Below are 12,517 nucleotides of genomic sequence, written 5' to 3'. Positions count from 1 at the left end.
CAAGATCCCCATGAAGCGGCTACACACCACCGCCCTGTGCATCGCTGCGGCATGCCTGCCCCTGGCCGCCAGCGCTGCCGACCTGCGGGTCAGCGTGACCGACGGCCCCGCCGCACCAGCAACGCTCTACCTGGCCGTGTTTGACTCGGCCGATGCGTTTGCCAGCAACCAGGCGGTGGTCTCGCAAAAGGCCGAGTTGCGCGAGGGCGCTGCGCAGCTCGTGTTCAGCGGCTTGCCCGCCGGGCGCTACGTGGTCAAGTCGTTTGCCGACGAGAACGGCAACGCCAAGCTCGACACCAACCTGCTGGGCCTGCCCACGGAGCGGTACGGCTTCTCCAACGACGCACGGGGCCGCATGGGCCCGCCCAGCTTTGACGCTGCAGCGGTGGTGCTCGATGCGGACCACGGCATCACCATCCGCCTGCGCTGACCCCTCTGGAGACGCATCCATGTCCCCACATCGCCGTGACCTGATGCTGCGGCTTGTGGCCGCTGGCGCTGGCCCGTGGCTCGCGCCTTGGGCGGCGCATGCGCAAGCCCCAAAACAAGACGCATCCGCCAGCTGGCACACCCAGTTCGAGTCCTCCCGGGCGCACTGGAAGCCCGCGTTTGCGACTGCTGCGGCAGACTTTCCGCTGGCGGCAGCGTCGGTGCGCGGGCGCTTTCCAGATGCCGTGGCGGGCACGCTGTACCGCGTGGGCCCGGCGGGCCACGACCTGGGTGGGGAGCGTTACCAGCACTGGTTTGATGGCGACGGGATGGCGCACCGGTTTGTGATCGAAGGCAACCGGGTGCACCACCAGGGCCGTTATGTGGCCACGGCCAAGCGGCTGGCCGAGGTCCGCGCGGGCCGCCGGTTGACCGAAGGCTTTGGCACCGTGTTCCCGGGCCGCGAACCGCCCAGCGCGCCCGACAGCATGAACCCCGCCAACATCAGCATGCTGCCCGTGGGCGACGAGGTGCTGGCGCTGTGGGAGGGCGGCTCGGCCACCCGCCTCGACCCGCGCACGCTGGAGACCCGGGGCCTCAAGACCTGGCGCGCAGACCTGGCGGGCGTGCCGTTTTCAGCCCACCCCCGCGTGGAGGCTGACGGAACGATCTGGAACTTTGGCGTGGACGCCCACCACGGCCTGTTGCTGCTGTATGAGATCGGCCCGGACGGGGTGCTGCGGCGCGCTGATGCGTTCCCGCTCAGCGACATGCCCATGGTCCACGACTTTGCGGTTACGGCCGGGCACCTCGTCTTCCTGCTGCCGCCGCTGGTGTACGACGCCCAGCGCCGCTTGGCAGGGGCCAGTGTGCTCGACGCGCACCAGTGGCGGCCCGAGCTGGGCATGCGCGCCCTGGTGGTGAACAAGCAGGACTGGAAGCGGCAGCAGATGTTCCACCTGCCCGCAGGTTTCCTGTTCCACCTGGGCAATGCCTGGGAGGAGCACACCAGCAGCGGCGATGGTGGCACCGACAGCACCGGCACAGTCATCCACCTCGACTACGCCCGCGCCGCCGATGCGTCCGGCGTCCTCACCGACACGCGCGAGGTGATGCGGGCCCGGCTTGCCGGTTCTGCAGGCCCCGTGTTGACCGTGGCCCGCCTGGACCTGCGCACCGGCCAGGCCACCCAGGCCAGCCTGGGGGTGGAGGCGGAGTTTCCGCGCATCGACCCCCGGCGGGTGGGGCTGCGGCACCGCCAGGTTGTGCATGTCACCAGCACGCAGGGCGGCCTGCCGCTGTGGGGCGCCATTGCCACCACCAATGTGGAAACCGGCGCCTCGCAGCGCTACCGCTACGGCCCCCACACCATCGTGGAAGAACATGTCTGGGTGCCCGACGCGCGCGGCCCCGGCTGGGTGCTGGGCACCGCGCTGGACTACGCCCGCAAGCAAACCCTGCTGTCGTGTTTTGCAGCCGATGCATTGGCCGACGGCCCCGTGGCGCAGGCCACGCTGCCGTATGCGCTGCCGCTGGGGCTGCACGGCGTGTTTGTGGCGGCGTGATGCGCGTCCTTGGCGTGCCCCCGGCTGGTTTTCAAACGCCCTGGTTTGCACCGGCAGGCGGGGCGACTTCACTCAACAAAATGGTCAAGGCGAAATGAAAAGATGGCGATTGGTGGGCTTGTGGTTGTCCGTGTGTCTGGCAGGCTGCGCCACCGTGCCTGGCGTGGTGACCGACGCAGCGGGCGGGCGCGAGGTGGAACACGCCCTGGCGGGGCAGGGCGCACCCGTGGTGGTGTTCGAAAACGGGCTGGGGGCTCGCCTCGATTGGTGGGCCAAGGTCTGGCCCGACACCGTGCAGCAGACCACCGCGCTGGCCTACAACCGCGCAGGCTATGGCCACAGCGAGGCATCGCCCGCCCCCCGCGACGGAGCCCATGTGGTCGAAGAACTGCGGACACTGCTGAAAGCCCGCAAGCTGCCCCCGCCCTACGTGCTGGTGGGCCATTCGCTGGGCGGGCTGTACATGCAGCTGTTTGCGCGCAAATACCCGGGCGAGGTGGCGGCGCTGGTGCTGGTGGACTCCACCCACCCCGACCAGATGCGCGGTGCGGGCAACCCCGACCTGTGGCCGACCTGGCTGAAACTGGCCTTCCGCCTCAGCACCTCTGACGTGGTCAAACAAGAGCTGGCAGCGCTGGATGCCACCGGGCAACTCGTTGCCAGCCTGCCGGTGGACCCCACTGTGCCCGTGTTTGTGCTCAGCGCACTGCGCACCCCGGGGGCTTCACCAGCGCTGGCCGACGATGTGCAACGAAAGCGCGCCGATTTCGCCCATCTCTACCCCGGCTCCACCCAGGTGTGGGTGGACAGCGGGCACGGCATCCCCTTGGAGAAGCCCGAAGCCGTGGTGCAGGCAATTCGCGATGCGTTGCAGGCTGCCCGCGCGGCGCGCGCTGCGGCGCCGGGGTGTGCGCCTGCGGCTGGCGGGTTGCCGGGGGCGTGCACACAGGGCGTGCAATCTGGTGGATAGTCTGTTTGCTATAAATTGGATAGCTAACAATGAATGCAGATGCGCGGAGGGCGCCATTTTGATCCAAGAAAAAAGCCATGTGCGTTGCTCCAGCCGGTAGGCAAGGCGCACAAGGGCGGATGCAGGCCATGGGTTGCCGCTGGTCCCGCAACGCGTGTTGCTGAGCGGGGCTGCTGCACGCGGTGAAGGTCGCACCCATGGCAATTTCATCGTGGCGTGCTCGCCAGACCCCGTGCCAGAATGAAACGATGAGCACCACCACCTCCTCCTTCCAGTCCAATGCAGACGGCACCCAGGTCACCACCTACACCTGGGCTGAAACCCTGGGCCAACCAGTGGGCGTCGTGCAAATCTCCCACGGCTTGGCCGAGCATGGCGAGCGCTACGACCGCTTTGCGCGGGCGCTGAACGCCGCAGGCTTCATCGTCCACGCCGTGGACCATCGCGGCCACGGGCGCACAGCCGGTGGCAAGCTGGGTGACTTTGGCAGCGCTGGCTTCGGCGGCCTCATTGCCGACGTGGCGCAGTTCGGCGCACTGTTGCGTGCGCAGCATGGGCCGCAGCAGCTTCCACTTTTTTTGTTCGGCCACTCCATGGGCTCGTTCGCAGCGCAGGCGGCCATCCTGGACCATTCATCCACCTGGTCCGGCGTCATCCTGTCAGGCTCCACCGCCCTCGACCTGTTTGCTGCCGCCATGGCCAACGCCCCCGCCGACGCGCCCGCCGGGCTCGCAGCCTTCAACGCAGGCTTTGAACACCGCACCGGCTACGAATGGCTGTCGCGCGACGCCGCCGAGGTCGATGCCTACGTGGCCGACCCGTGGTGCGGCTGGGACGTGCCGCCCGACGTGATCCCCTCACTCTTCGCCCCCGCACCGCGGCTGGCCGACCCCGCGCTGCTCGCGCGCATCCGCAGCGATTTGCCCATCCTCATCGCATCCGGCGACGCAGACCCGCTGGCCGCAGGCGGGGTCTTATTGGAGCAACTGGGGCAGCGGTATCGGGATGCCGGTGTGGCCGATGTGACGGTCAAGCTGTACCCGGCGGCGCGGCATGAGATCTTGAATGAGACGAATCGGGATGAGGTGACAGGGGATGTTGTGGTGTGGCTGCGGGCGCGTGTGGGGGCTGCGTAGGGGGTTGCTCCACGCCTTGGTTTCGATCTGGCCGACGCCTGCTTTCCGTCGGTACGGTCGCTTTCTACTGACAGGTATCCAATCGGGCGGAGAGTCTGCGCCCACGAGAGGCGATGTGTCTGCTTACCGAAAATGAAGAGAAGAGGGGCGATATGGAGTGGTCCGCTGAAGAGATTAGGCGTGCAATAGCAAACAACGAAATCAACGCGATAACACTGGATACATCCGTGTTTGATGGAAATGGAAATCGGTTCGAACACGGTCTGCTTCCTCGAATCGCGCAGTTCAATACAACCGAAGTACTTTTTGTCTTATCTGATGTGGTTGCGGGGGAGGTGCGCAGACACGTCGCACAAGAGGCTGCGGAGGCGCGGTCTAAGGTGACGGCCGCACTCAAGGAGGTCGGCAAGAGTTGGCAGGTGAGCAATGCTCAACGGGACGATGCGTTGGAGCTACTTTTCGGCAAAGAAAAACCCGACGCATTGGCGTATCGCCGCTTTAACGCGTTCGTTGAAGCCGTAGGAGCAGTGATTATTAGTTCCAGTCCGCGTGTTGACGTTGCCCGCATGCTCGAAGACTACTTTTCATCGAAGCCACCGTTTGGCAAGTCCGCTCTCAAAAAGAACGAGTTCCCCGATGCCATCGCGCTGCAAGCTCTAGAGAACTGGGCGAGCGAAAAAGGTACAGTGCTCCTTGCTGTCTCAAGGGATGCGGACTGGAAGAGGTTTGCGAGTACCTCAGAGCATCTCGTAGCAATTGACGATTTAGCCCAAGCACTTGGCTACTTCCACCAGAACGCGAACGTCGCTTGCGCTAGGTTGGTGGAGCGAGTTGCGAGCGGCCAACTTGACTTAATAGATGCTATTCGTGGAGTCATCGAAAGCGAGATTGATCGCTCGGTCTTCATCCCGGAGATGGGATCGGCTTATGACTTTGAAGTTGACGTATTTGAGGCAGTGGTCAAGGCCGTAGAGCTCGACACCATTGCATATCTCGCTGGACCATTCAGAGTTGTTGACAAGCCTAGCGAAACTGAGATCGTGGTGGAAGCGGAAGTCAAAGTTGAAATTGAGGTGGTTGCTGACATCACTTTCTCAGTAAGAGACTCAGTGGATAAGGATCAGGTTCCAATCGGATCCGCTCGGTCAAAAGCCACGACGAACCGGACGTTCAACGTCCTATTAACCTTCGAGGGCGACCTCGCTGCCGACGCTCAACTGATAGAGGCAGAGGTCTGGGTAAAGGGTAAAAGCCGTTACATCACAGTGGATTTCGGCGAAGTCAGTCCCCAGTGGGACATTGAAGAGGAAGAGGAAGAAGAAGACGAGTGATCCCATGCTGGACCGTGAAGGTGAGCGCAACCGCTGCCAAGCAGCTCGAACCCCGAGCATTCAATCTCGCGGCACATTGGCCTACCTACTGCCTTCGACCCCCACGCCCCCTCCGCGCACCCCCAGCCACCTGACAAGCCCTCCGATACGCCCGCAGCGTCACCTCCGCCCGCTGCATCACCGTGTCCTCCACCGTAGCCGCCCCCCCGGCCAGCTCATCGGCCTGCGCCTGCAACAACTCCGCCGGGCTCATGCCCGATGCCTCGCCCGTCAGCAGCGCAATCCCCTCGCTCACGTGCCCCATGGTGTAGACATGGAACAGCCCGCGCTCCACCGCGTCCAGCACGCTGCGGTCCAACATCAGGTGGCGCTGGTTGCGGGCGGGGATCAGCACGCCGTGGGTGCCGTCCAGCCCTGCTGTTGCGCAGGCGCGGAACCAGCCTTCGATCTTTTCGTTGATGCCGCCCACGGGCAGCACCTCGCCGTGCTGGTTCAATGCGCCGGTCACGGCGATGCCCTGGCGCAGGGGCAGGCCTGACAGGCTGGACAGCAGCGCGTACAGCTCGGCGCACGAGGCCGAGTCGCCTTCCACGCCGCTGTATTCCTGCTCGAACACGATGGACGCGTTGAGTGCCAGCGGCGCGACGTGGCTGAATAGGGCGGTGAGGTAGCTGTGCAGGATGAGCACGCCCTTGTCGTGGATGGGGCCGGACATATCGACCTCGCGCTCGATGTTGAGCAGGCCCTCTTGCCCGGCAAAGGTGCGCGCGGTGATGCGCACCGGAAAGCCGAAGCGGTAGTCGCCCAGGTCGATCTGCGTCATGGCGTTGATCTGGCCGGTGATGGAGCCCGCCAGCGAGATCAGGCGCTCGCCTTCGGTGATGGAGTCGTGCAGTTCTTCTTCGGGCTGGTTGTGGCGCTGGGTGCGGGCGGCCAGGGCGGCCAACACGTCGTCTGCCTGCACCAGCGTGCCGCCGCGCGCCTTGCACAGCGCGGCGCTTTCGATGGCCAGCGCTTCGGTGTGCGCAAAGCGTGCGCTCTGGCGGCGCTGGTCGTCGGCCTCGCGGTGGGTTTGCTCCAGCAGCAGGGCCACGGCGTCGGGGCCGAAGTGGGGCAGGCCGCGTTTTTTGCAGACTTGCGCCGCCAGGATGGCGGTGGCGTGGTGGGTGGCGGGCGTGGCGGCAAAGTGGTCTGAAAAATCCACCTTCACGCGGAAGCGGCGCGCGGCGTCGGGGTCGGCGTCCTGCAGGGCGTAGTACTCGTCCACCGATCCGATCAGCACGATCTTCACGTCCACGTCCACCGGCTCGGGCTGTAGTGCCACGGTGCCTGCGGGGCCATGGCCCGGGCCGCCGCCGCCTTCTTCAATCTGCAGGCGGCCGCAGCGCAAGAAGCGGCGCAGCCGCTGCCACAGGCCTTCTTCGGCGGCCAGGTCGTGCAGGTGCAGCTGGATGAAGCCGCCGTGCGCCTTGAGCAGGCTGCCCGCGTGGATGCCGGTGTGGTCGGCCTGCACGGTGTCGGCCTCCGAGCCGTGTTCGATGCTGCCAAACAGCGTGCGCACGGTGGGGTTGTCTTCCACCACCACGGGGGCGGCGTTGCGGCCATGGTTGTCCACCACCAGGTTCACCTGGCAGCGGGCCAGCAGGTCATCGAGCGCGTCCTTGCGGTCGTCTTCGGCGTCGGTGCCGTGGTCTCCACCTCGTTCGGCATCCACGGGCTCGAACAGGTCGATGTTGTCCAGCACCGCTTGCTCCACCTGGTCGAGCCAGTGCGTGAGCTTGACGGTGTCCTTGATCTGCTTGCGCAGGCCCTGGCGGATGTCGTGCAGGGCGTGTTCCACCAGGGGCTTGACCATCTGGCGGCGCAGGGCGGCCAGGGCGTCGTCGCGGGCGCGCTCCAGCGGGCGGGCGGCTTCGAGAAACTTGGCAATCTCGGCCCGCAGCTCCTGCTCAGCGGCGTCGATCTCGGCGCGGCGCTCGCGGGGCAGGGCGCGGGCTTCGGCTTCGGTCAGCGGCTGGCCCTTGGGGCCGGTGAGGGTGAAGACCATCTGCCCGCCTTCGCGCGACAGGCGGAATTGGCGCGCCTCGGCAAACGCGTCGAGCTGCGCAAAGGCCTCGCCTTCTTGCGCCTGCCAGGTTTTCTCGATGCGCTCGGCCTCGGCCTTGAAGTCGGCGGCGGCAAGGCGCTTGGGGATGTCGGCCTGCAGGTTCTTGGCCATGTCGGCCATGCCTTGGCGCAGCTGGCGGCCCTGGCCCGCAGGCAGGCGCAGCGCGCGGGGGCGGTCGGGCTGGTCGAAGTGGTGCAGGTAGCACAGGTCGGGCGGCACGGCGCGCTGGCTGGCCGCCGCCTGCATGGCCTGGCGCAGCAGCGAGGTGCGGCCGCTGCCCACTTCGCCCAGCACAAACAGGTGGTAGTCGGGCTGGTGCAGGCCCAGGCCAAACTGGGCGGCGGCCTGCGCGCGCTCCTGGCCGATCCAGGGCAGGGGCAGGTCTTGCAGTTCGGCCGTGCTGGCAAAGCCCAGCGTGGTGGGGTCAACGGTCAGCCGCAGCTGGTGGGGGGCGAGGGCAAGGGCGGGCATGGGGCGGAATGTGGGTGGGGCAGGCCGCAGCGCTGGGCGGTGCCAGCGGCGCTGCAGCCTTCAAAATATGAATAAAAAAGGCCGTCTGCGCGCGATGGATATGCCTTTTAGGCTATCAAAATGATAGTAAACGATCAATGGGCCACGGGGCAGGCCCCGGCAGGCGCGCCACCCGCCAGCGCGTGGCTGCGCGCGTCGGCCAGCGCGGCGGCGGTGGGGGCCTCGGTGGGCCAGCCCGCCAGGTGCTGCTGGGCGACGCGGCTCAGAGCGGTGATCCAGTGGTTGTTGTCGTTCAGGCAGGGGATGTAGTGAAACTCTTGCCCGCCCGCGTGCAAAAACGCCTCGCGCACTTCCATGTTGATCTCTTCCAGCGTCTCCAGGCAGTCGCTGGTGAAGCCGGGGCACACCACGTCCACCCGCCGCGTGCCCGCCTTGCCCAGCGCCTCGATGGTGGGCTGGGTGTAGGGCTCCAGCCACTTGGCCTTGCCAAAACGCGACTGGAAGGTGATGCGATAGCGATCCTCGCGCAGGCCCAGGCGTTCGGCCAGCAGGCGGCCGGTTTTGCGGGCCTCGCAGTGGTAGGGGTCGCCCAGGTGCAAGGTGCGTTCGGGCACACCATGAAAGCTCATCACCAGCTGGTCGGGCTGGCCGTGGTGCTTCCAGTGCGTTTCGATGGTGCGGGCGAGGGCGTCGATGTAGCCGGGGGCATCGTGGTAGCGGTTGACGAAGCGCAGCTCGGGCACATTGCGGGTGCGCGCGGCCCAGGCATACACGGCATCGAACACGCTGGCCGTGGTGGTGGCGGAGTACTGCGGGTACAGGGGCAGGATGAGGATGCGCGTGGCGCCTTCGGCCTTGAGGGCGTCGAGCTGGCTGGCGATGGACGGGTTGCCGTAGCGCATGGCATGCCGCACCAGCACGTTGTGGCCCGCCTCGCCCAGCCAGCCGCGCAGCAGCGTGGCCTGCTTGGCCGTCCAGTGCGCCAGGGGCGAGCCCTCGGGCCTCCAGATGCTGGCGTATTTGGCGGCCGACTTGGCCGGGCGGGTGCGCAGGATGATGCCGTGCAGGATGGGCCACCACAGCAGCTTGGGGATCTCCACCACGCGGTGGTCGCCCAGGAATTGCGCCAGATACCGGCGCACCGCCGGGGCCGTGGCTTCGTCGGGGGTGCCCAGGTTGCACAGCAGCACGGCGGTGCGGTCGGCCTGGCCGTGGGTGTAAGGGGGTTCGGGGTGGAAGGAAGGCATGCGGCATTTTCACCCACGCGCCAGGCCAGTGCGGGCCGGGCGCCTATTTGCGGCCTGGCGCACCACCGCCTCCGAGAGCAGGGAAAAGCATGGCGACTTGAGGTGTTTGCAGCCCCGTTTTTGGGCGCATCGGGTATTCCCTGATGTGGTTATGAAACCGGTTTCATAAACTGGCGCCACTTCGGAATAACGACTGTCCACCGTGAATTACCAGTTCCAGTTCGATGCCGTGTTTGCCGCGTGGCCCTTGCTGCTCAAGGGCACCTGGATCACCGTGCAGCTGTCGCTCACCGCCACTTTGCTGGGGCTGGTGGTGGCCATCTTTTGCGCCTGGGGCAAGACCGGCGGGCCGGGCTGGCTGCGGTTTTTGATCAACGCGTACATCGAGGTCATCCGCAACACGCCGTTTCTGGTGCAGCTGTTTTTCTTCTTCTTTGCGCTGCCGTCCATCGGCCTGCGCTGGTCGCCTTACACCGCAGCGCTCACCGCCATGGTGGTGAACCTGGGTGCGTATGCGGCCGAGATCGTGCGGGCGGGCATCGAGTCCATCCCCAAGGGGCAGATCGAGGCGGGCAAGGCGCTCAACCTCAAGCCGTGGGAGATCTTTCGGTTTGTGATCCTCAAGCCCGCGCTCAAGGCCATCTACCCGGCGCTCACCAGCCAGTTCATCCTGCTGATGCTCAGTTCGGCCGTGGTGTCGGTGATCTCGGCGGACGACCTGACCTCGGTGGCGGCCAACCTGCAGTCGCAGACCTTCCGCAGCTTCGAGATCTACATCGTGGTGACGGCCATCTACCTGGCGCTGGCGCTGAGTTTCTCGGCGCTGTTCAAGCTGATTTATCAGCGCGTCCTTAACTACCCCGACCGCCGATAAGGAGACCGACCATGCGTACCTTCGGACTCTCCGAGTTTCTTTTCATCGTGCAGGCCGCGCAGTGGACGCTGGCGCTGTCGGCCATTGCCTTTGTGGGCGGTGCGCTGCTGGGGCTGGTGGTGGCGCTGTCGCGCACCTCAGAGAACGCTGCGGCACGCAATGCGGCGCGCGTGTTCATCCAGGTGTTTCAGGGCACGCCGCTGCTGCTGCAGCTGTTCCTCATCTTCTTTGGCGCACCCGTGTTGGGGTTTGACATCAACCCCTGGGTGGCGGCGGGCGTGGCGCTGGTGCTCAACAGCGCGGCCTTTCTGGCCGAGATCTGGCGCGGCTGTATCGAGGCAGTGCCACGTGGCCAGTGGGAGGCCGCGCAGGCCCTAAACCTCAAGTACGTGGCCCGCATGCGGTTTGTGGTGCTGCCCCAGGCTTTCAAGATTGCGCTGCCGCCCACGGTGGGCTACATGGTGCAGATCATCAAGGGCACGTCGCTGGCCGCCATCATCGGCTTTACTGAGATCACGCGGGCCGGGCAGATCATCAACAACGCTACCTTTCAGCCGCTGCATGTGTTCACCACCGTGGCCGCGCTGTACTTCGTGATCTGCTGGCCGCTGTCGCTGCTGGCTGCACGCATGGAGCGCAAGCGCGCCCGTGCTCTGGCGCGCTGACCCACGCGCCGCAACCTTCTTTTCTTTCTGTTCTCGTTCACACCAACCACCAGGAGACATGCGATGACTTTTTCTTTGCAACGCCGCACCGCTACCGCCGCTTTGGCAGCCTTGGGCCTGGGCGCCGCCCTCACGGCGTTTGCGCCGCTGGCCTCGGCACAGTCCGTGGCGGACATCAAGAAGAAGGGTGAGATCACCATCGGCATGCTGGTGGACTTTCCGCCCTACGGCACCACCAACGCACAAAACCAGCCCGACGGCTACGACGCCGACGTGGCCAAGCTGCTGGCCAAGGACCTGGGCGTGAAGGCCAACATCGTGCCCGTCACCGGCCCCAATCGCATCCCGTTTTTGCTGACCAACAAGGTTGATGTGCTGGTGGCCTCGCTCGCTATCACGCCTGAGCGTGCCAAGCAGGTGCAGTTCTCGCAGCCCTATGCGGCCGCGACCATCGTGCTGTACGGCAAGACCGGCGCCAACATCAAGAGCGCTGCCGACCTGAAGACCGTGCGCGTGGGCGTGGCCCGTGCCAGCACCCAAGACGTGGCCGTGACCAAGGCCGCCCCTGAGGGCACCGAGATCCGCCGCTTTGACGACGACGCATCGGCCATGCAGGCGCTGATCTCGGGCCAGGTCGATGCGATTGGCTGCTCGGTCACCGTGGCAGCGCAGATCGCCAAGCGCGTGCCCGCCAACACCTTCGAGAACAAGTTCAACCTGCTGCAGCAAGCCATGGGCATTGCCCTGCGCCCCGGCCAGGACGAGCTGACCAAGGCCGTGAACGACTTTGTGGCCCGCAACACCGCCAATGGCGAGCTGAACAAGCTGTACCAAAAGTGGCTGGGCGCTGACTTGCCCAAGCTGCAGTAAGCCTGCCTGAACGATAAGGAGCCATTGATGAGCGACGCAGTCACGACCGCCCCCGGCACGCCGCCGATCATCCGCATGGAAGGGGTCAACAAGTGGTACGACAGCTTCCAGGTGCTCACCGACATCAACCTGTCGGTGCGGCCCGGCGAGCGCATCGTGATCTGCGGGCCATCGGGCTCGGGCAAGTCCACGCTGATCCGCTGCATCAACCGGCTGGAGACGGTGCAAAAGGGCCGCATTGAGGTCGATGGCATTGACCTGACCGCCGGCGGCAAGAACGTGGACGCTGTGCGCGCTGAAGTGGGCATGGTGTTTCAGCAGTTCAACCTGTTCCCGCACCTGACCATTCTGGAAAATTGCACGCTGGCCCCCATGCGGTCACGGGGCATGAGCAAGGCCCAGGCCGAAGAAGTGGCCATGAAGTACCTGACCCGCGTGCGCATCCCCGAGCAGGCGCACAAGCACCCCAGCCAGCTGTCGGGCGGGCAGCAGCAGCGCGTGGCCATTGCGCGTGCGCTGTGCATGGCGCCCAAGGTGATGCTGTTTGACGAACCCACCTCGGCGCTCGACCCCGAGATGGTCAAGGAAGTGCTGGACACCATGATTAGCCTGGCCGAAGACGGCATGACCATGCTGTGCGTGACGCACGAAATGGGCTTTGCCCGCAGCGTGGCCGACCGGGTGATCTTCATGGCCGACGGCAAGATCCTGGAGCAGGCGCCGCCGCAGCAGTTCTTTGGCCAGCCGCAGCACGACAAGACGCGGCAGTTCCTGGGCCAGATCCTGACTTCCCACCACGCACATTGAGACCTGGCAGGTCGTGCGGTTGATGGCCTCTGCCCCGGTGGGGCG

General features: G+C 65.8%; 11 protein-coding genes. 9 read left to right on the top strand and 2 right to left on the bottom strand.

Going from position 1 to position 12,517, the window contains the following annotated elements:
* Positions 1-10 precede the first annotated feature (10 nt).
* The 5 genes from AvAM_RS19475 to AvAM_RS19455 all read left to right on the top strand — a co-directional run bounded on the left by AvAM_RS19475 (position 11) and on the right by AvAM_RS19455 (position 5,431).
* Positions 11-430, top strand: coding sequence for a DUF2141 domain-containing protein (locus AvAM_RS19475; protein WP_137748578.1), 420 nt, complete (start codon positions 11-13; stop codon positions 428-430).
* Positions 431-449: 19 nt separating this feature from the next.
* Positions 450-1,994 carry a carotenoid oxygenase family protein gene (locus AvAM_RS19470; protein WP_137748577.1) on the top strand — a complete coding sequence of 515 codons (1,545 nt, stop codon included), beginning with the start codon at positions 450-452 and terminating at the stop codon, positions 1,992-1,994.
* A 94-nt stretch (positions 1,995-2,088) separates the two neighbouring features.
* Positions 2,089-2,964, top strand: coding sequence for an alpha/beta fold hydrolase (locus tag AvAM_RS19465; protein WP_137748576.1), 876 nt, complete (start codon positions 2,089-2,091; stop codon positions 2,962-2,964).
* 248 nt (positions 2,965-3,212) lie between these two features.
* The gene (locus AvAM_RS19460) at positions 3,213-4,100 is read left to right on the top strand and encodes an alpha/beta fold hydrolase (RefSeq protein ID WP_137748575.1); all 888 of its coding nucleotides are present in this window, start codon (positions 3,213-3,215) and stop codon (positions 4,098-4,100) included.
* Between the two features lie 113 nt (positions 4,101-4,213).
* A complete protein-coding gene (locus AvAM_RS19455) occupies positions 4,214-5,431 on the top strand; it encodes a PIN domain-containing protein (RefSeq protein ID WP_137748574.1) in 1,218 nt (405 codons plus the stop codon).
* An 85-nt stretch (positions 5,432-5,516) separates the two neighbouring features.
* Here AvAM_RS19455 and AvAM_RS19450 read toward each other — a convergent pair whose 3' ends face one another.
* Positions 5,517-8,009, bottom strand: a complete 2,493-nt coding sequence (locus AvAM_RS19450) for a Lon protease family protein (protein WP_137748573.1) — start codon at positions 8,007-8,009, stop codon at positions 5,517-5,519.
* Between the two features lie 134 nt (positions 8,010-8,143).
* A complete protein-coding gene (gene hemH / locus AvAM_RS19445; RefSeq protein WP_137748572.1) occupies positions 8,144-9,256 on the bottom strand; it encodes a ferrochelatase in 1,113 nt (370 codons plus the stop codon).
* A gap of 202 nt (positions 9,257-9,458) precedes the next feature.
* On the opposite strand from hemH, the gene AvAM_RS19440 reads away from it, so the two are divergent.
* From AvAM_RS19440 to AvAM_RS19425, 4 genes are all read left to right on the top strand, one after another.
* On the top strand, positions 9,459-10,130 hold the full coding sequence (locus AvAM_RS19440) for an amino acid ABC transporter permease (protein ID WP_015014910.1): 672 nt from the start codon (positions 9,459-9,461) through the stop codon (positions 10,128-10,130).
* Positions 10,131-10,141: 11 nt separating this feature from the next.
* On the top strand, positions 10,142-10,795 hold the full coding sequence (locus AvAM_RS19435; protein WP_015014909.1) for an amino acid ABC transporter permease: 654 nt from the start codon (positions 10,142-10,144) through the stop codon (positions 10,793-10,795).
* Between the two features lie 63 nt (positions 10,796-10,858).
* Positions 10,859-11,665, top strand: a complete 807-nt coding sequence (locus AvAM_RS19430) for a transporter substrate-binding domain-containing protein (RefSeq protein WP_015014908.1) — start codon at positions 10,859-10,861, stop codon at positions 11,663-11,665.
* 27 nt (positions 11,666-11,692) lie between these two features.
* On the top strand, positions 11,693-12,472 hold the full coding sequence (locus tag AvAM_RS19425) for an amino acid ABC transporter ATP-binding protein (protein ID WP_060984970.1): 780 nt from the start codon (positions 11,693-11,695) through the stop codon (positions 12,470-12,472).
* Positions 12,473-12,517: the final 45 nt, after the last annotated feature.

This window comes from Acidovorax sp. NB1 (assembly GCF_005405905.1).
Classification (GTDB): Bacteria; Pseudomonadota; Gammaproteobacteria; order Burkholderiales; family Burkholderiaceae_C; genus Acidovorax.
Note: the sequence above shows the minus strand (reverse complement) of the source record. Positions and strands in the feature narration are given on the sequence as shown.

Bases quoted from the DNA above. Each gene is read 5' to 3' on its own strand.
- AvAM_RS19470 (WP_137748577.1), top strand. From the start codon at position 450: ATGTCCCCACATCGCCGTGACCTGATGCTGCGGCTTGTGGCCGCTGGC.
- AvAM_RS19435 (WP_015014909.1), top strand. From the start codon at position 10,142: ATGCGTACCTTCGGACTCTCCGAGTTTCTTTTCATCGTGCAGGCCGCG.
- hemH (WP_137748572.1), bottom strand. From the start codon at position 9,256: ATGCCTTCCTTCCACCCCGAACCCCCTTACACCCACGGCCAGGCCGAC.
- AvAM_RS19455 (WP_137748574.1), top strand. From the start codon at position 4,214: ATGTGTCTGCTTACCGAAAATGAAGAGAAGAGGGGCGATATGGAGTGG.
- AvAM_RS19430 (WP_015014908.1), top strand. From the start codon at position 10,859: ATGACTTTTTCTTTGCAACGCCGCACCGCTACCGCCGCTTTGGCAGCC.
- AvAM_RS19465 (WP_137748576.1), top strand. From the start codon at position 2,089: ATGAAAAGATGGCGATTGGTGGGCTTGTGGTTGTCCGTGTGTCTGGCA.
- AvAM_RS19450 (WP_137748573.1), bottom strand. From the start codon at position 8,009: ATGCCCGCCCTTGCCCTCGCCCCCCACCAGCTGCGGCTGACCGTTGAC.
- AvAM_RS19425 (WP_060984970.1), top strand. From the start codon at position 11,693: ATGAGCGACGCAGTCACGACCGCCCCCGGCACGCCGCCGATCATCCGC.
- AvAM_RS19460 (WP_137748575.1), top strand. From the start codon at position 3,213: ATGAGCACCACCACCTCCTCCTTCCAGTCCAATGCAGACGGCACCCAG.
- AvAM_RS19475 (WP_137748578.1), top strand. From the start codon at position 11: ATGAAGCGGCTACACACCACCGCCCTGTGCATCGCTGCGGCATGCCTG.